The sequence below is a fragment of the Nonomuraea sp. ATR24 genome, from assembly GCF_041950485.1.
Lineage (GTDB): Bacteria > Actinomycetota > Actinomycetes > Streptosporangiales > Streptosporangiaceae > Nonomuraea > Nonomuraea ceibae.
In genome coordinates this window covers 48,531-65,941 of record NZ_JBGNUU010000011.1, presented here as the reverse complement: position 1 = coordinate 65,941, position 17,411 = coordinate 48,531, and the positions used below count along the sequence as shown (strand labels likewise).

The 17,411-nt window shown below is 70.9% G+C and carries 14 protein-coding genes; 7 read left to right on the top strand and 7 right to left on the bottom strand.

Annotated elements, in window-relative coordinates; all coding sequences use genetic code 11:
• The gene (locus ACBI99_RS25575; protein ID WP_375073675.1) at positions 1 to 1,887 is read left to right on the top strand and encodes a DUF6807 family protein; all 1,887 of its coding nucleotides are present in this window, start codon (positions 1 to 3) and stop codon (positions 1,885 to 1,887) included.
• Here ACBI99_RS25575 and ACBI99_RS25570 read toward each other — a convergent pair.
• The 6 genes from ACBI99_RS25570 to ACBI99_RS25545 all read right to left on the bottom strand — a co-directional run bounded on the left by ACBI99_RS25570 (position 1,877) and on the right by ACBI99_RS25545 (position 8,885).
• Positions 1,877 to 2,956, bottom strand: coding sequence for a hypothetical protein (locus ACBI99_RS25570; protein WP_375073674.1), 1,080 nt, complete (start codon positions 2,954 to 2,956; stop codon positions 1,877 to 1,879). The two genes, ACBI99_RS25575 and ACBI99_RS25570, sit on opposite strands and share 11 nt — an antisense overlap.
• A gap of 344 nt (positions 2,957 to 3,300) precedes the next feature.
• Entirely contained in the window at positions 3,301 to 4,581 is a 1,281-nt protein-coding gene (locus ACBI99_RS25565; protein WP_281426929.1) for a Gfo/Idh/MocA family oxidoreductase, read from the bottom strand.
• Positions 4,582 to 4,644: 63 nt separating this feature from the next.
• Complete coding sequence (locus ACBI99_RS25560; protein ID WP_357585269.1) at positions 4,645 to 5,934, bottom strand: extracellular solute-binding protein; 1,290 nt, start codon at positions 5,932 to 5,934, stop codon at positions 4,645 to 4,647.
• 42 nt (positions 5,935 to 5,976) lie between these two features.
• Entirely contained in the window at positions 5,977 to 6,846 is an 870-nt protein-coding gene (locus ACBI99_RS25555; protein ID WP_357585271.1) for a carbohydrate ABC transporter permease, read from the bottom strand.
• The gene (locus ACBI99_RS25550; protein ID WP_219503367.1) at positions 6,830 to 7,816 is read right to left on the bottom strand and encodes a carbohydrate ABC transporter permease; all 987 of its coding nucleotides are present in this window, start codon (positions 7,814 to 7,816) and stop codon (positions 6,830 to 6,832) included. The genes ACBI99_RS25555 and ACBI99_RS25550 overlap by 17 nt, the downstream gene beginning before the upstream one ends.
• A gap of 274 nt (positions 7,817 to 8,090) precedes the next feature.
• Positions 8,091 to 8,885 (bottom strand): NAD(P)-dependent oxidoreductase, encoded by a 795-nt coding sequence (locus ACBI99_RS25545; RefSeq protein ID WP_357585273.1) that lies wholly within the window; start codon positions 8,883 to 8,885, stop codon positions 8,091 to 8,093.
• Between the two features lie 136 nt (positions 8,886 to 9,021).
• On the opposite strand from ACBI99_RS25545, the gene ACBI99_RS25540 reads away from it, so the two are divergent.
• The 5 genes from ACBI99_RS25540 to ACBI99_RS25520 all read left to right on the top strand — a co-directional run bounded on the left by ACBI99_RS25540 (position 9,022) and on the right by ACBI99_RS25520 (position 13,830).
• On the top strand, positions 9,022 to 10,341 hold the full coding sequence (locus ACBI99_RS25540) for an extracellular solute-binding protein (protein ID WP_375073673.1): 1,320 nt from the start codon (positions 9,022 to 9,024) through the stop codon (positions 10,339 to 10,341).
• On the top strand, positions 10,338 to 11,225 hold the full coding sequence (locus tag ACBI99_RS25535) for a sugar ABC transporter permease (protein ID WP_357585277.1): 888 nt from the start codon (positions 10,338 to 10,340) through the stop codon (positions 11,223 to 11,225). The genes ACBI99_RS25540 and ACBI99_RS25535 overlap by 4 nt, the downstream gene beginning before the upstream one ends.
• Positions 11,222 to 12,082: a carbohydrate ABC transporter permease gene (locus tag ACBI99_RS25530; RefSeq protein WP_357585279.1), complete on the top strand. Its 861-nt coding sequence runs from the start codon at positions 11,222 to 11,224 to the stop codon at positions 12,080 to 12,082. Before ACBI99_RS25535 ends, ACBI99_RS25530 begins: the two co-directional genes overlap by 4 nt.
• A gap of 67 nt (positions 12,083 to 12,149) precedes the next feature.
• Positions 12,150 to 12,911 carry an IclR family transcriptional regulator gene (locus ACBI99_RS25525; protein WP_219503377.1) on the top strand — a complete coding sequence of 254 codons (762 nt, stop codon included), beginning with the start codon at positions 12,150 to 12,152 and terminating at the stop codon, positions 12,909 to 12,911.
• Between the two features lie 13 nt (positions 12,912 to 12,924).
• Entirely contained in the window at positions 12,925 to 13,830 is a 906-nt protein-coding gene (locus ACBI99_RS25520) for a 5-dehydro-4-deoxyglucarate dehydratase (protein ID WP_357585281.1), read from the top strand.
• A 744-nt stretch (positions 13,831 to 14,574) separates the two neighbouring features.
• Here the strand turns inward: ACBI99_RS25520 and ACBI99_RS25515 are convergent.
• Positions 14,575 to 16,044: an aldehyde dehydrogenase (NADP(+)) gene (locus tag ACBI99_RS25515; protein WP_375073672.1), complete on the bottom strand. Its 1,470-nt coding sequence runs from the start codon at positions 16,042 to 16,044 to the stop codon at positions 14,575 to 14,577.
• Positions 16,045 to 16,130: 86 nt separating this feature from the next.
• On the opposite strand from ACBI99_RS25515, the gene ACBI99_RS25510 reads away from it, so the two are divergent.
• Positions 16,131 to 17,402, top strand: coding sequence for a glucarate dehydratase family protein (locus ACBI99_RS25510; protein WP_375073671.1), 1,272 nt, complete (start codon positions 16,131 to 16,133; stop codon positions 17,400 to 17,402).
• Positions 17,403 to 17,411 lie beyond the last annotated feature (9 nt).

The window sequence follows — 17,411 nt, the reverse complement described above, 5'->3', positions numbered from 1 at the left end:
GTGCGTGTCGTGCTGGCCGGAGCCCACGGGTTCGGCTCCCACTACCTCGACCGGCTGCGCCGGATGCCCGGGATCGAGCTGGCCGGCGTGTGCGACGTGCGGCCGGTCGCGCCGGAGCTGCTCGACGGGCTGGGCGAGCCGGAGGTGTCCGCCGACCTGCCCGGCCTGATCAAGCGGACCGGGGCGGAGATCGCCATCCTCGCCACCCCCATCCCGACGCACGCCGACCTGGCGCTGGCCGCGTTCGGCGCGGGCGCGCACGTGCTGGTGGAGAAGCCGACGGCGGCCACGCTGCGCGACTTCGAACGCATGCGCGCCGCCGCCGACGCCGCCGGGCTGGCCTGCCAGGTGGGCTTCCAGAGCCTCGCCTCGGCCGCCGTGCCCGCCGTCCGCGAGCTCGTCGCGAGCGGCGCCGTCGGCCGCGTCACCGGGATCGGCGTGGCCGGCTCGTGGCCGCGCCCGGCCGCCTACTTCACCCGCAGCCCGTGGGCCGGCCGCCGGGTGCTCGACGGCGTCGACGTGGTCGACGGGGCGCTCACCAACCCGTTCGCGCACGCCCTGGCCACCGCCCTGGCCGTCGCCGGGGCCGAGGAGCGCGGCGCCGTCTCCTCCGTCACCGCGGAGCTGTTCCACGCCAACCCCATCGAGTCCGACGACACCTCCGCGATCCGGATCGACCTCACCTCCGGGGTGCCCGTGGTCGCGGCCGTGACGCTCTGCGCCGCCACGCGCGACGAGCCGTACGTGCTCGTCCACGGCACCAAGGGCCGCGTGCGGCTCACGTACACGACGGACCAGGTCCAGGTGGACGACGGGCCCGCGCGCTCCTACGAGCGGGCCGACCTGCTGGCCAACCTCGTCGAGCACGTCCGCTCCGGCGCCGAGCTGCTCGTGCCCGTGCACCGGACCGGGGCGTTCATGGAGGTCATGGAGGCCATCCGGCTCGCGCCCGACCCGCTGCCGATCGACGACGCCCACCAGGACCTGTCCGGCGAGGGGCGGGTGCTGCCCGGCATCGCCGGCGTCGTCGACGCCTGCGCCGACCGGCTGGCGCTCTTCTCGGAGCTCGGCGTGAGCTGGGCGACCCCGCTGACCGTCTCCGGCACCGTCGTGGCCGAGTACACCACCGTGAGCGACCTGCCGCTGGAGGCCGCCCCCCGGCCGTTCCTGCATCCCGTACGGACGCTCGGCGGGACCGTCGTGACCGAGGTGCGGCCCGACGACCATCCGCACCACCTCGGCGCCGGAGTGGCCGTCACCGACCTCGGCGGGCGCAACTTCTGGGGCGGCCGCACGTACGTCCGCGATCGGGGGCCCGCCTGGCTGGACGACCACGGCACGCAGCGGCACCTGTCGTTCCCCGTGCGGGAGTCGTCCGGGTTCGCCGAGCGGCTGGTGTGGGAGCGGCCCGGCGAGCAGCCGATCGTGCGCGAGGAGCGCACCGTGCGCGCCGCGCCGCTGTCGCGCGGGTGGGCGCTCGACTTCGCGTTCACGCTGCACAACCTGACCGACCGGCCGCTGACCGTGCGCAGCTCGGCCACCAAGGGCCGGGCCGGGGCCGGCTACGGCGGCTTCTTCTGGCGGGCGCCCGCCGGATCGCCGGGACTGCACGCGTTCACGGCCGCCGAGGACGGCGAGGCGCGGGTGCACGGGTCGCGGGCGCCGTGGCTGGCGCTCGCCTCCGACGACTGGACGCTGGTGTTCGCGCAGGACGACGACCCGTGGTTCGTGCGCGTCGCCGAATACCCCGGCGTCGGCACCGCGCTCGCCTGGGACACGCCGCTGGAGTTCGGCCCCGTGCTGGCCCGGCGGGTCGCCGTCGTCGTCGCCGACGGGCGGCTGACCCGCGAGGAGGCCGCCGGGCTGGTCGCCGAGCTCAGGTCCTGAGCCGCTTCGCCAGCCAGGCGAAGGCGGCCTCCTGCATAGGGACGTCGAAGGAGTGCGGGGCGTCGTGGAAGACGCCCTCGTAGCCGCCCCCGGGGTAGCGGCGGGCGATCGCCTCGTGCGCCCGCCGCATCCCCTCCGGCGGGAACAGCGCGTCCCGCTCGGCGTACTGCACCAGCAGCGGACGCGGCGCCCGCGCCGCCACCAGCGCCGGCCAGTCGCACAGGCGGGACAGGCCCGGCGGGTAGAGCATCCACGTGTGCGAGGCGACGTACCCGTCCAGCAGATCCGCGTACGCCGACACCATCGCCACCACCGCCACCGCGCGCACCTCCGGGTCGAACGCGCCCAGCAGCGCCGCCCGCAGGCCGCCGCCCGACACCCCCACGCAGCCCACCTCACCGACGTCCGGACGGCCCCGCAGGTACGCCGCCGCCGCCAGGTCCTCGCCCGCCACCACGCCCGCCATCGACGTGCCCAGCAGCGTGCAGTACTTCTCCAGCACGTGCTCGTGGTGACCCGCCGCCGCGTCGTAGCGGTCCGCCTCCGACAGCGCCGGATCACCGGCGTACGCGGCCACCCGGTCCGGCATGTCCGCCAGCGGGAACCGGCGGCTGCCCCAGCCGAACACGTCCGGCACCAGCACCGCGAACCCGCGCCCGGCCAGCTCCCCCGCATAGGCGCGGCCGCCGTAGATCTCCTCCCGCAGCCGCCGCACCTCCGCCGACGGACCCACCGGGCCGTCGGCGACCTTCTCCTTGCCGGCCCACTTCATCCCGGCATGGCAGTGCAGCGCCACCACCCCCGGCAGCCTGCCGCGCTCGCCGCGCGGCCTCAGCAGGTACGCCCGCGTCCGCGGGCCGAAGCCCACGTCCCACGACAGCTCCTCCCCCGCCACGTCACCCGCCTCCCAGGTGCGCTCCGTCCTGACGTCGGCCGCCACCAGGTCCAGCGTCCCGATCGTCTCCCTCGCCGCCTCGGCCAGCGCCGCCCCGGGCACCGCATCCGCGAACAGCCCCCGCCGCCGCCCGGCCACCTCCACCAGCCCCGAGAACACCCCAAGATGCCGCACTACCCGTCCTTTCCTCTCCGCCTGATCGCCCCTTTCGGGGCCCGCCCTTCAGCCCTCCACCGGCCAGCCACCCCGCGGAGCCCCAGGACGGGCGCCCTTCCCAGGCCCGCCCCCCTGGGACACCGGATCCTCCCGAGCAACCCCGTGAGGGCGCGGCCCCTCGCGAACGTGCGCCTCCCGGGGAGCCGCAGCCCCTCAGAGGCGGACGGCCAGCCCGGAGGGCTTGTGCCTCCTGGGGGCGGGGTACCCCTCACGGGCATCGCCCTCCCGAGCAAGCCCCCCCAAGGCGCGGCCCTTCGTGTGCGCAGCTTCTCGGAAGGGGCGGGGCGCTCATGGGGCGGGGTTCAGGGGGTCAGGAGGGCGGTGCCGTCGGGGGTGAGGGGGACGGGGAGGCCGGTGGCGGCGGCGCGGGTGGCGGCGACGCCGACGAGGACGCTGCGGATGCCGTCGCGGTAGCCGGCCGGGCGGCCGAGGGGGTCGTCGCCGGGCCCGCGGAAGACGTCGTCGAGCAGCAGCCGGTCGCCGCCGCCGTGCCCGCCGGCGCCCTGCTCGATGGGCACCTGTTCGGGCTGCTCCCAGTGGCGGTGGAGGGTGAGGCGGTCCCAGGCGCCGGCGGCGTGTTCCTTGCTCGCGGCGCTGGGGTCGACGGCGGCGTGCGGCGGCGTCCAGGCCCGCTCGCACACCTCCAGTTCGATCCGCCCGCGCGTGCCGTTGAAGGCGACCCGGTAGCCCTCGAAGGGCGCGTGGGCGGTGAGCGAGTAGGTGAGGATGGCCCGGTTGGCGTAGCGGACCATGACGGCCATGGTGTCGTCGATGGTCACGCCGGGCGCGAAGACGTCCTGGTCGCGGATGTAGCCGTCCTCGTGTTCGGCGTCCAGGTAGAGCCGCTTGAGCCGCTCGTCGGCGGAGATGTCCAGGATGTACGGGTCGCTGCCCAGCCCGGGTGCGCCCTGGCCGCGGGCGGGGCGCTCGCCCCGGGGCAGCGCGTCGCCGTAGAAGCGCAGGTCGGTCTGGGCGAAGACGAGCTGGGGGGCGGCGTCGAGCCACCAGTTGACCAGGTCGAAGTGGTGGGTCGACTTGTGCACGAGCAGCCCGCCGGAGCTGGCGCGGTCGCGGTGCCAGCGGCGGAAGTAGTCGGCGCCGTGGATGGTGTCGAGCGCCCATTCGAAGTGGACGGAGGTGACGTCGCCGATGGCGCCCTCGCTGAGCAGCCGTTTGACGGCGGAGTTGCGCGGCGAGTAGCGGTAGTTGAACGTCACGACGAGCTTGCCGGTGCTGCGCTCGGCGGCCTCGGCGATGGCGGCGCAGCTCTCGGCGTCGACAGTGAGCGGCTTCTCGACGATCACGTCACGGCCGGCGTCGAGGGCGGCGATCACGTACTGGGCGTGGGTGGCGTCGACCGTGCAGACGATCACGGCGTCGGCGAGGTCCAGGAGCTTGCCGTACTCCTGGGGGCCGAAGCAGGGCACCGGGCGGCCGATGCGCTCGGCGTAGTAGTCCATGCGGGTCCGGTTGGTGTCGCACAGGCCGGCGATCGTCCCGGTGTCCTGCCAGTCGCCCAGCAGAGCGTCGACGTACATCTGCGCCCGGTGGCCGAGGCCGACGAAGGCGTACTTGGTGCTCAACTGCTCTTCTCCCCGAGTCGAGGTGGCGGCCGGGGGCCAGGCCGGCCCCCGGCGGTGATCGCGTCAGCCGGCGATCGCGGCGTTGGCCTCCGTCAGGAACTTCTGAGCGGCGGCGTCGGGGGTGGCCCGGCCGAACATGACCTCTTCGGAGTTGCGCTTGAGGATGTCCTCCATCTCCAGGGCGCCCTTCGGCGGGACCTGGATGGGGCTCAGCTCGCTCCTGACCTCGTCGATGAAGGCGAGGGTCTTCTGGTCGGTTTCGGGGAGCTTGGTCTTGACGGCGTCGAGCACCTTGGTGTTGGTGGGCAGGCCGCGGTCGCTGAGCAGGATGGCGGCGGCGTCCGGGTCGTTGACGAGGAAGTCGATGAGCTTGGCGCCCTCTGCGGAGTGCTCGGACTTGGCGGAGGCGGCGTAGAACATGGCGGGCTGCAGGAACATCCCGCCGGTGGTGGCGCCTTCGAGCTTGGGCATGCGCAGCAGCGTCATCTCGGAGCCGGACGACTTGGTCAGCGCGTTGAGCTGGTTGCTCCACCACATGCCCATGGCGCCGGCGTTGGTGCCGAGCAGCGACTGTTCGGGGCCGGTGGCGCCGATCTCGGCGCTCTTGGCGGCGTCGGGCGAGCCCTTGGTCTCGATGAGCTTCTGGTGGATGGCCCACCATGACTTGAGCGTGTCGGGCGAGACGCCGATCTTGTTGCCGTCGTAGAACTTCTCGCCGCGCTGGGCGGCGTAGATCTGCAGGAAGGCCGGGTTGAAGTTGTACTCGGCGCCGGTGACGCCGCCCGCGCCGGAGATCTCCTGGGCGAGGGCCATCCACTGGTCCCAGGTCCAGTCGGTGTCCTTGGGCAGCTCCTTCTTGGCCTTCTCCAGCGCCGCGGTGTTGGCGACCATGGAGAAGGCGTTGACGCCGGTCGGGATCGCGTACTGCTTGCCGTCGATCTGGCCGCTGGCGAGGACCTGCTGGTCGAGGTCGGCGGTGGGCACCTTGCCGGCGAGGTCGGCCAGCGCGCCGCGGCCCGCGTACTCGCTCAGGCCGCGGATCTCGATGCTGAGCACGTCGGGGGCGTCGTTGGCGGCGACCTTGGTGGCGAGCTTCTCGTAGTAGCTGTCCCAGTTGGAGAAGTCGCCTTCGACGTCGATCGTCGGGTTCTTCTCCTCGAACTTGGCGATGACCTGCTCGGTCAGCTTCTGGCGGGCGTCGCTGCCCCAGTAGGCGAAGGTGATGGTGGTCTTGCCGCCTTCGCCGCCACCGCCTTCGCCGCTGTCGCCGCTGCCGCAGGCGGTGACCGCCGTGAGCACGGCCACCGAGAGCGCGGCGACCTTCCACATGGTCTTGCGAGAGCTGAGGTTCACAGCTCTACCTCCTCTTGGAGAGTTGCAGGGGGTGAAGAGGAACTACTTCAAACCGGTCGTCGCCACGCCCCGGATCAGGTACTTCTGCCCCGCCAGGAAGAACCCGAAGATCGGTCCCAGCGACACGATCGACATCGCGAACATCGGCCCCCACGAGGACTCGCCGCTGGAGTCGAGGAACTGGCGCAGCGCCACGGCCACCGTGAGGTTGTCGGAGTTGGTGAGATAGAGGTTCTGGCTGAAGAAGTCGTTCCACGTCCAGATGAAGGTGAAGATGCCGGTGGTGGCCAGGGCGGGCATGCACAGCGGCAGGATGACCTGGAGGAACACCCGCCAGTAGCCGGCTCCGTCGATGGCGGCGGCCTCGTCCAGCTCCCTGGGCAGGGTCCTGATGAACTGCACCATCAGGAAGATGAAGAACGCGTCGGTGGCCAGGAACTTGGGCACGACCAGCGGCCAGATCGTGTTGATCCAGTCGAGTTCGGCGAACACGATGTACTGCGGCACGACGGTCACGTGGTGCGGCAGCATGATCGAGCCCAGCATGACCGTGAACCACAGCTTCTTCAGCGGGAAGTTCAGCCGGGCGAACGCGTAGGCGGCCAGTGAGCAGGCCACCAGGTTCGCCAGCACCGACAGGCCGGTGATCACGGCGGAGTTCCACAGGTAGTAGCCGAAGGAGTGCTTGAGCGCGGTCCAGCCGTCGCCGTAGTTGTCCAGCGTCACCTCACTGGGCCACAGTCCGGGCTCCCGGAAGATGAGCTCCTCCGGCTTGAGCGAGCTGGAGATCATCCAGAGCAGCGGATAGAGCATGACCAGCCCGAAGGCGATCAGCAGCAGGTGCTTGAGCAGGCGGCTCCCCCGCGGCATCGGCCGGAACAGGAGCGGGACCTGCTTACTTCGAGTCGCCATAGAAGACCCAATACTTCGACGCGAGGAAGTTCACGCCGGTCAGGCCGGCGATGATGAGCAGAAGGACCCACGCCATGGCGGCCGCGTAGCCCATCTCGTAACTCTTGAAGCCCTTCAGGTAGAGGTAGAGCGTGTAGAAGAGCGTGGAGTCGACCGGGCCTCCGCTGCCGCCGCTCACGATGAACGACTGTGTGAAGGACTGGAACGACTTGATCACCTCGAGGACGAGGTTGAAGAAGATGATCGGGGTGAGCAGCGGCAGCGTGATCGAGCGGAACTGGCGCAGCTTGGTGGCGCCGTCGACGGCGGCCGCCTCGTAGTAGCTCTGCGGGATCTGGCGCAGTCCGGCCAGGAAGATCACCATCGGCGCGCCGAACGTCCACACGTGCAGGAGGATCAGCGTGCCGAGCGCCGTGTCGGGGTCGGAGACCCAGCCGGGCCCCTGGATGCCGAAGACCGCGAGCAGGCCGTTGACCAGGCCGTCGGTGCCGAAGATCTTGCGCCACAGGATGGCGATGGCGACGCTGCCGCCGAGCAGTGACGGCAGGTAGTAGACCGAGCGGTAGAACGACAGGCCGCGCAGTCCGCGGTCGAGCGCCAGAGCGAGCCCGAGGGCGAAGGCGAGCTGCAGCGGCACCGAGACGACCACGTAGACGGTGGTGACCTTCAGCGAGGTGATGAAGCGGTCGTCCTCGAAGAACATCTTGGTGTAGTTGTCGGTCCCGACCCACTTGGCCTCTTCCAGGAGGCTGTAGTTGGTGAACGACAGGTAGAGCGAGGCCAGGATCGGGCCGACGGTGATGACGAAGAGGCCGATGAACCACGGCGCGAGGAAGACGTAGGCCGCGCGGGCCTCACGCCGCCTGTGAACGTTAACGTGGGGGGTCCTCCTGCGGCGTCCTGGCGGCTGATCGGGCGCACGCTTCGGGGCGAGTGCTCGCTCCGGCGTCACAGAGATTGATTCGGACATACATCCCTCTTCCAGGCCCTGCCCGGCACGGCGGGATCGGATAGCGCCTTCCTATAGGCAGGCGAAAAGTTTCGTCAACCCTTTGCAGGTGTTACAAAGCCGTTACCGATATATCGTCAACGCCGTCGTCGCAGGTCAGATGGCCAGGATCGAAGATGACGGAATCACAACATTTTGCCGTTGGCTCAGATCCACTACAACCGGTTGCATCATGGGAGGGCAACAGAAAGCCGCCCCGTCCTGTCCGGCCGGGGCGGCTACCGAGCGGTAACGCTCACCAGGATCCGCCGAGCTCCTTCAACGTGAACACCCCGCCGGCACGGTCGTGCACCGGGTCGCTCAGGTCCGGCTCGCCCAGCTCGGCGACCAGGGGACCGGCGAACACCTCGGAGTCGTCGCGGGAGACGTACCCGATGGCCTCGGCCTCGCGCAGCGACCACCAGCGGCGCGCGTTGTCCGAGACGCCCCAGACGACGTGGAAGCCGGGCGCGACGAGCGCGGCCTCGACCAGGCGCGCCAGGTCGTCCGGCGAGATCCAGGTGGCCAGGCCGCGCGTGTCGGCCGGGCCCTCGTTGCAGGTGCCGAGCCTGATCACGGTCACGTTCATGCCGAACCTGTCGTGGTAGAGGCTGCCGAGCCCTTCCATGACGACCTTGCTGACCCCGTAGAAGGTGTCGGGGCGAGGGAAGGCGTAGTCGGGCAGATCCTCGCCGGACGGCGGCCTGGTCTGGAACCCGGCCGCGTGATGGCTGCCCATCAGCACCAGCTGCCGTACGCCCTCCCGCCGCGCGGCCTCCATCAGCACCTGGGTGCCGTCGATGTTGGCCCGGACGATGTCCGCCCACGGGTGCTCGCGACTCTGCCCGCCGAGGTGGAGCACCGCGTCGACGCCCGCCATCGCCTTGGCCATGGCGGACTCGTCGGCCAGATCGGCGACGGCAGCCTCCTCGCCGGGCCCCGGCTCCAGCGGGAGCAGGTCGGACAGGCGCAGGGTCCGGCCCTCGCGGGCGAGACGGGGACGGAGCAGCGTGCCGACCTTGCCGGCGGCGCCGGTCATGAGAATGCGCATGACTTCTGTTGTACACAAGCCTGGCTTGAATTCACATTCTTGAATATTGACCGTGATGTGCGTCACTCGTTACGTTCGCAGGTACCAAATTCACGTCCGCGATAGATGTCCACATATGTGAACAGGAGGCGGTCTGATGTCACGTCATCTGCTCGGGGTCGCGATCGCGACGGCCCTGACCGTAACGCTGACGGGCTGCGGCTCCGGATCATCGGGTTCGGGTTCCGGTTCGGACGAGGCTCTGGAGATCTGGATCAGGCAGACGCCCGACTCCGACTCCGCCAAGACGGCCCAGCGCCTGGCCGAGGCCTTCACCAAGGCCGCGGGCGTGCCGACCAAGGTCGTCGCGCTCTTCGACGACTTCGAGACCAAGCTGCAGCAGCAGGCGGCCCAGCGCAAACTGCCCGACATCGTCATCAACGACACCGCCCAGATCGGCAACATGCACACCCAGGGCTGGCTCACCGAGGTCGACCGGGCCTCGTTCGCGGGCGGGGACAAGCTGTCCGACCTGGCCTGGAAGGCGGCCACGGCCGCCGACGGCAAGACGTGGGCGGCGCCGTTCTCCGCCCAGGCGTTCGCGATCATCGCGCGCAAGGACTGGCGCGAGAAGCTCGGCATGGACGTCCCCCGCACCTGGGCGGACCTGGCCGCGCTGGCCAAGGCGTTCACCGAGAAGGACCCCGACGGCAACGGCGAGAACGACACCTCCGGCTTCGTGATCCCGGCCGGCACCAAGCGCGGCTACGCCTCCTGGTACGCCTCCTCGTTCATCTACGCCAACGGCGGCGACTTCCTCAGGACCACGGGCAGCGGCACGTTCGCCGCCATGACGGGCGACCCCAGGACCGTCGAGGCCGTGAAGTTCCTCCAGGACCAGTTCTGCACCGCCAAGACCGTCAACCCGGGCGCGGTCAGCAACGACACCACCGTCACCCACGAGGTGTTCGAGAAGGGCCAGGGAGGCCTCTACCTGACCGGTCCGTACGTGCTCGCCCGGTTCGTGGAGAGCATCGGCACCGACAAGATCGAGGTCTTCCCGGTGCCCAAGGGCCCCTCCGGCGGCCCCGGCACGCTCGGCGAGGGCGAGAACGTCTACCTGATGGCCGGGTCCGGCAACCCCGAGGGCCAGAAGAAGTTCGCCGAGTTCGCGATCTCCGCAGAGGGCCAGCGGATCGGTATGAACAAGGACAACAACGGCGCCATCGTCCGCCTGCCGGTCAACTCCGAGGTCGACCTGGCCGCCGAGCGGAAGGACCCGCGCTGGAAGGTGTTCCAGGACGCCTACCCCGACGCCGTCTACGCCCCGCCCGTGCCGAACTGGGCGCCGATCCGCCAGACCTCGGCCGACTCCATCAACTCCGCGTGGGCCGACTGCGGCATGGACGTCCAGGCCGAGATGGACACCCTCAACACCGAGCTCACGCGGGAACTGCAGGGCCAGAAGGCATCATGACGCCCACGCCCACCCGGGCGCGGCGGCGGGGCGCGCTGATCGCCTGGGCCTTCCTGGCGCCCGCCCTGCTGCTGTTCCTGTACTTCAAGTTCATCCCGATGTTCACCGGGCTGACGATGAGCTTCCAGGAGATCCGCTACATCGACAGCCGGTGGGTCGGGCTGGACAACTACCGCACGATCCTCACCGACGACGCCTTCGCCTCGGCCATCTGGCACAGCCTGGTGCTGGCGCTGGGCACCACGGCCGGGTCGCTGGTGCTGGGCCTGGGGTTCGCGCTGCTCATCGAGGGGCCCGCGCGATACCTGTGGTTCGTCAGGACCGCGGCGTTCCTACCGGTCGTGACCACGATGGCGGCCGTGGCCGAGGTGTGGCGGATCATGTACCACCCGGGCGACACCGGCATGCTCAACAGCATCCTCGGCTGGGTGGCACTGGACCCGCAGCCGTTCCTGGCCAGCGAGGACTCCTCCCTGCTGTCGATCATGGGCATGAGCATCTGGCGCGGGACCCCGTACGACATGATGATCTTCCTGGCCGGGCTGGTCGGGGTGGACCGGACGCTGTACGAGGCCGCCGCGGTCGACGGGGCGTCCACCTGGCGGCGGCTGCGGCACATCACGCTGCCGGCGCTGCGGCCGGTGTTCTGGATCCTGTTCACGCTCGCCGCCATCCGCGGCCTGCGGGTGTTCGTCGAGGTGTACGTGCTCACGAACGGCGGGCCGAACGGGTCGTCCGAGGTGCTCATGACACTGATCTACAAGCTCGGCTTCCAGACGGGCGAGCTGGGCATCGCGTCGGCGGGCGGGATCGTGCTGTTCGCGGCCACGCTGCTGCTGACCGTGCTGGTCCAGCTCATGCGCAGAAGGCAGGCGGCATCATGAGGTTCGACAGCGCGCTGGGGCTGGAGGCCAGGCGCGGGCCGGTGGCCGTGGCCGTGAAGGTCCTGCTCTACTCCGGCATGGTGCTGATCTTCACCGGGCCGCTGGTCGCGTTGCTGATCAGCGCGTTCAACGAGACGCTCGACCCGACCGCGTTCACGCTGTGGCCGGACTCCTTCACGTTCGAGAACTTCGTCCAGGCGGGCGAGCGCAACGTCTACCTCTATCTGTTCAACTCCTTCGTGGTCGTCGGGTTCGGGCTGCTGCTCCAGGTGATCGTGAGCGTGTTCGCCGCGTACGCGCTGGCGCGCAAGAAGTTCCGCGGCATGTCGATCGTCATGCTGATCATGCTGACCACGATGATGCTGCCCGAGGAGATCATCGCGATCCCGCTGTCGCTCGTGCTCGCCGACCTGCCCGTGCTGCACCTCGACCTCATCGGCACGTACGCGGGCATGATCCTGCCGGTGGGCGCCTGGGGGTTCTCCATCCTGGTCATGACCGAGTTCATGAAGGAGGTGCCGGTCGAGCTGGAGGAGGCCGCGCGCATCGACGGCGCGGGCGAGCTGCGCACGTTCTTCACGATCATCCTGCCGCTGTGCCGGCCGGCGCTCGGGGTCATCGGCGTCTTCGGCTTCACCATGATCTGGGACCAGTACCTGCTGCCGCTCATCGTGGCTCCGGAGTCGAGCATGTGGACGCTGCCCATCGCGCTGCGCTCACTCCGCTCGGACGAGGAGGTGGGCATCGGCGTGGTGCTCGCGGCCTCACTGCTGGCCCTGCTCCCGTCGATCATCGCGTTCCTCGCCTTCCAGCGTCAGTTCATGCGTGGCCTGACAAGCGGCGCCATCAAGGGGTAGGTGTCCATGTATCTGAACGCCATCCCGTATGCTGACTGGTCGAAGCCGCTGTCGAGATGGGATGATCATGGAGCCGCAGCTGGTCAAGTCCGCCGAGCGGACGGTTCGCATCCTGGAGGCCCTGGCCGCGTCCCCCACCACACTGACGCTGTCGGAGCTCCAGCAGGCGACCGGGTTCCCGCGCAGCAGCCTGCACGCGCTGATGCGCACGCTCGTCGAGCTCAACTGGGTCGAGACCGACACCGCCAGATCCGCGTTCGGCATCGGGCCCCACGCGCTGCTCACCGGCACCGCGTACCTGGACAAGGACCCGGCACTGCCGTTCGCGCAGGAGACGCTCGAAGACCTGCGGGAAGAAGTCGGGCAGACCGCCCACTTCGCCCGGCGGGACGACGCGCACGTCCTCTACCTGGCCACCCGCGACTCCCGCGAGGCGCACCACGTGATCCCCAGGGTCGGCAGGCGCCTGCCCGCCCACGTCACGGCACTCGGCCAGGTGCTGCTCGCCCAGCTCACCGACGACGAGGTCGCCGCCCTGCTCCCGACGCCGCTGACCGCCGTCACCGAGCACACGATCGTCGACCTGGAGAAGCTCACCGATGAGCTCGACCAGGTCCGCACCCGAGGCTGGGCCTACGAACGCGAGCAGGGCACGCCCGGCGTCGCCTGCGTGGCGGTCGCGGTCGACTACCGGATCCCGGCCACGGACGCGATCAGCTGCTCGATGCCGGTGGGCCTGCCGCCCGCCGAGATCGAGCGGGTCACCCAAGCGGTGATCAGACACACCCGAAAGCTGGCTGCCACTCTCCGCCGAGAGGGCATCCGCTGACATGGAGGCATAGATGCGGCTAGATGGTGTTCTCTTCTTCCCGGTGACCCCGTTCACGCCCGACGGCGGCGTGTCCGAGGAGCTCCTGAGGCGGCACGTCGCCCAAGGAGTCGAAGCCGGGGCCGGAGGCGTGTTCGCCGCATGCGGCACCGGCGAGTTCAACGCCCTCGACCCGGACGAGTACACCCAGGTGGTGACCACCGCCGTCACCGCCACGGCCGGCCGCGTCCCGGTGTTCGGCGGAGCCGGAGGCGCGCTGCCCGCCGCCCGGGCCGTCGCCAGGGCGGCCGCCGCCGCCGGGGCCGACGGGCTGCTCCTCATGCCGCCGTACCTGGTCAGCGGGCCCCCCAGCGGGCTCGTCGCCTACGTGCGCGACGTGGCGGAGGCCGGCGGGCTGCCCGTGATCGTCTACCAGCGCGGCACCGCCCGCTTCACCCCCGAGGCCGTCGCCGAACTCGCCCAGGACCCGTCGGTGATCGGCTTCAAAGACGGGCTCGGCGACCTCGACCTGCTCCAGCGCATCATCCTGCGCGTACGCGAGGCGGGCGCCGCCGGCTTCACGTTCTTCAACGGGCTGCCCACGGCCGAGTTCACCGTGCCCGCCTACCGGGGGCTGGGCGTGGACCTCTACTCCAGCGCGGCGTTCGCGTTCGCGCCCGAAGTCGCGCTCGCCTTCCACCGGGCCGTCACCGGCGGCGACGACGCGCTGGTGCGGCGGCTGCTGACCGGCTTCTACCTGCCGCTCGTCGAACTGCGCGACCTGGTGCCCGGGTACGCGGTCTCGCTGGTGAAGGCGGGAGTGCGGCTGCGCGGGCTCGAGGTGGGCGGCGTCCGCGCCCCACTGGCGGACCCGGCACCGGAGCACGTGGCCGAGCTGGAGAAGATCATCGCAGCCGGCCTGGAAATCGCCAGCTCCTGACCTGGCAGCGAACGGGCCTCGGTTTTCCGGGGGCCGTCTCGTGCATGCGGGGGTTGTTCCGTCCGCTCGGGGCCCGGGGGCCGCTCGGCCATTCGGCCCGCTCGGCCGCTGGGGCCCACTCGGCCGTTCCGCCCACTCGGCCGTTCGGCCCGTTCCGCTCGTTCGGCCGATTGGCCCGTTCCGCCCGTTCGGCCGTCTGGCCCGCTGGGCTGTTTTGGCCCGCTCGGACGCTGGGCCCGTTCGGCCGCTCAGTCGATGGGGCCCGCCCGCCCGTTCGGCCCGGTCGCCCCGTCCGACCCGTTTGGCCGTGCGGCCGTCTGGCCCGTTCCGCCCGCTCGGGCGTTGGCCGTCTGGCCCGTTGGGCCGATTGGCCCTTCGGGCGTTCGGCGTCTGGCCCGTTGGGCCGTTGGCCCTGTGGGCGTTTGGCCCGCTCGGCCACTGGGCCCGTTCGGCCGCTCGGCCGCTGGTCCCGTTCGGCCCGGTCGCCCCGTCCGACCCGCTTGGCCGTGCGGCGGCCTGGCCCGTTCCTCCCGTTCAGCCGATTGGCCCGTTCCGCCCGCTCGGGCGTTGGCCATCTGGCCCGCCCGGCCGTTTGGCCCACTCCGCGAGTCCGACCCGTCCGACCCGTCCGGCCCGTCAGCCGTGCGGGCCGTCGGGCCCGCACGGCCGTCTGGCCGCATGGCTGCGTAGGGCCGGTCCCCCTATCAGCTCCTACGCCACTACGCCCGCTACGCCCCGACGTCGCTAGGCCCGGAAGGTGCCGTCCTCGCGGCGGGGGATGCCCAGCGGGTTGCCGTCCTTCAGCTCGTCGGGCAGCAGCTCGGCAGGCCAGTCCTGGTACGCCACGGGCGCCAGCCACCGCTCGATGGCCGTGGCCCCGACCGAGGTGGTCGCCGACGTGGACGCCGGCCACGGACCCCCGTGGTGCATCGCCCAGGTCACGGCCACCCCGGTGGGCCAGCCGTTCCAGATCAGCCGCCCGGCCTTGCGCGAGAGCACCTCGGCGACCTGCGTCGCCTCGTCGGGGTCGGTGCCGTGGATGGTGGCGGTCAGCGACCCGTCGAGCCGCTCCAGCACCGGCCGCAGCTCCGACACCTCGCGGTAGGTCACCACGACCGAGGCGGGCCCGAAGCACTCCTCCGCGACCCCCGGCAGCTTGTCGGCGAACGACTTCACGTCGGTGGTGAACACCTTGGGCGTCACCGCCCAGCCGCCCTCCCCCGGCTTGCCCTCGGCCAGCAGCGTCAGCTCGCCCAGCCGCTCGACCCCGCCCAGGTAGCCGTCCCTGATGCGCTCACCCAGCATCGCGCCGCCGCTCGTGCCCTCCACGGCCGAGACCAGGGCCGTACGCAGCTCCTCGTCCTCCGGCACGAACATCAGCCCCGGGTTCGTGCAGAACTGCCCCACGCCGAGCGTCAGCGACGCCGCGAACCCATTCGCCACCTCCCCCTTAGCCGCCGACGGCAGCACCACGACGGGGTTGACACTGCCCAGCTCGCCGTAGAACGGGATCGGCGTCTCGCGCTGGTCGATGAGCCCCTGGATCGCCTTGCCCCCGGCGATGGACCCGGTGAACCCGGCCGCCACCACCCCCGGGTGCTGAACCAGGTTCACACCCGCCTGCATGCCCTGCACCAGCCCGAGCAGATCCGGGTACGGCAGCGCGTCCCGGACGATCCTGGCCACCCGCGCGGAGGTGCCCGGGTGCCCGGGGTGCGCCTTGACCACGACGGGACAGCCCGCGGCCAGCGCCGACGCGGTGTCGCCACCGGCCACCGAGAAGGCGAACGGGAAGTTGCTCGCCGCGAACACCGCCACCACCCCGGCCAGCGGCTGCTTCATCCGCCGCACGTCGGGCCTGGGCGGCGTGGCCGAGGCGTCGGCGTGGTCGACGATCGCCTCGAGGTAGCCACCGTCCCTGATCACCTGGGCGAACAGGCGGAACTGCCCCGCCGTGCGCGCGACCTCGCCGCGCAGCCGGACCTCACCGAGCGCGGTCTCCCGGTCGGCGAGCTGCCAGAGCTCCTCGACGTGGGCGGTGAGCGCGTCAGCGACGGCTTCAAGCGCCTCGGCGCGCTCGGCGGCCGGTGTCGCACGCCACGCCGAACCGGCGGCGGCCGCGGCGGAGACGATCAAGTCGACCCCGGCACGATCCGTCTCAGGAACCGCGTCACCCACGGTCTCGCCGGTCCTGGGGTCGTATCCATAGATCATCGAATGGTCCTTCAGTCTTGACACCTTCTCCGGCTCATTCTTACAGTTGCCAGAACTGTCCACAATCCTGACCATCGTTCACATACATGGACGGCGAACATATGATCATCACGCAGGTCCACGTCACTCCCGTCGCGTTCCGGGACCCGCCCCTGCTGAACGCCGCAGGGGCGCACGAGCCGTGGGCCCTGCGCACCGTGGTCGAGATCGTCACCGACGAGGGACTCAGCGGCCTCGGCGAGACGTACGGTGACCTGGGACATCTGTCGAAAGTACGCGAGTGCGCCCGGACCCTCGTCGGCCTGGACGTGCACGCCACCAACGAGATGTACCGGCGGATCGCCGCCACCGTCGGCGACGCGGTGACCGACCTGCACGGCCTGACCGGCGTCGCGACCAAGGAGAAGAGCGTCGACCGGGTGTTCGCCGCCTTCGAGGTCGCCTGCCTGGACATCCGCGGCAAGGCGGCGGGCGTGCCCGTGGTCGACCTGCTCGGCGGCCGGGTCCGCGACGCCGTCCCGTACAGCGCCTACCTCTTCTACAAGTGGGCCGGCCACCCCGGCGCCGAACCGGACCGCTTCGGCGAGGCCCTCGACCCGGCGGGCGTGGTCGAGCAGGCGGCGCTGCTCATCAAGGAGTACGGGTTCCGCTCGATCAAGCTCAAGGGCGGCGTCTTCGCCCCGGCCGACGAGGTCGCGGCGATCCGGGCACTGCACGAGGCGTTCCCCGGGGTGCCGCTGCGCCTCGACCCGAACGCCGCCTGGACGGTGGAGACCTCCACCTGGGTCGGCCGCGAACTGGACGGCATCCTCCAGTACCTGGAAGACCCCACCCCGGACATTTCCGGAATGTCGGAGGTAGCAGCCCAGGTCTCCATGCCGCTCGCCACCAACATGTGCGTCGTCACCCCCGAACACCTGCCCCCCGCCATCGCCTCCCGCGCGATCGGCGTCCTCCTGCTCGACCACCACTACTGGGGCGGACTCGTCCGCTCCTCCCACATCGCCGCGCTGTGCGAGACGTTCGGGCTGGAGCTGTCCATGCACTCCAACTCCCACCTGGGCATCAGCCTCGCCGCCATGACCCACCTCGCCGCCGCCACCCCCAACCTCACCCACGCCTGCGACACGCACACCCCCTGGCAGGACGGGCAGGACGTGGTCGCCCCCGGCGCCCTGCGCTGCGTCGACGGCGCCGTCCCGGTGCCCACCGCCCCCGGCCTCGGCGTCGAACTCGACCGCGACGCCCTCGCGCAGATGCACGAGCAGTACGTGAAGTGCGGCATCACCGCCCGGGACGACACCACGTACATGCAACGCTTCAACCCGGACTACACCGCCCAACGCCCCCGCTGGTAACCCCGGCAG

What these genes read in the sequence shown, in the direction of transcription:
- ACBI99_RS25555 (WP_357585271.1), bottom strand. Translation starts at nt 6,846, where the DNA reads ATGGCGACTCGAAGTAAGCAGGTCCCGCTCCTGTTCCGGCCGATGCCG.
- ACBI99_RS25550 (WP_219503367.1), bottom strand. Translation starts at nt 7,816, where the DNA reads ATGTCCGAATCAATCTCTGTGACGCCGGAGCGAGCACTCGCCCCGAAG.
- ACBI99_RS25545 (WP_357585273.1), bottom strand. Translation starts at nt 8,885, where the DNA reads ATGCGCATTCTCATGACCGGCGCCGCCGGCAAGGTCGGCACGCTGCTC.
- ACBI99_RS25540 (WP_375073673.1), top strand. Translation starts at nt 9,022, where the DNA reads ATGTCACGTCATCTGCTCGGGGTCGCGATCGCGACGGCCCTGACCGTA.
- ACBI99_RS25535 (WP_357585277.1), top strand. Translation starts at nt 10,338, where the DNA reads ATGACGCCCACGCCCACCCGGGCGCGGCGGCGGGGCGCGCTGATCGCC.
- ACBI99_RS25530 (WP_357585279.1), top strand. Translation starts at nt 11,222, where the DNA reads ATGAGGTTCGACAGCGCGCTGGGGCTGGAGGCCAGGCGCGGGCCGGTG.
- ACBI99_RS25525 (WP_219503377.1), top strand. Translation starts at nt 12,150, where the DNA reads ATGGAGCCGCAGCTGGTCAAGTCCGCCGAGCGGACGGTTCGCATCCTG.
- ACBI99_RS25520 (WP_357585281.1), top strand. Translation starts at nt 12,925, where the DNA reads ATGCGGCTAGATGGTGTTCTCTTCTTCCCGGTGACCCCGTTCACGCCC.
- ACBI99_RS25515 (WP_375073672.1), bottom strand. Translation starts at nt 16,044, where the DNA reads ATGATCTATGGATACGACCCCAGGACCGGCGAGACCGTGGGTGACGCG.
- ACBI99_RS25510 (WP_375073671.1), top strand. Translation starts at nt 16,131, where the DNA reads ATGGACGGCGAACATATGATCATCACGCAGGTCCACGTCACTCCCGTC.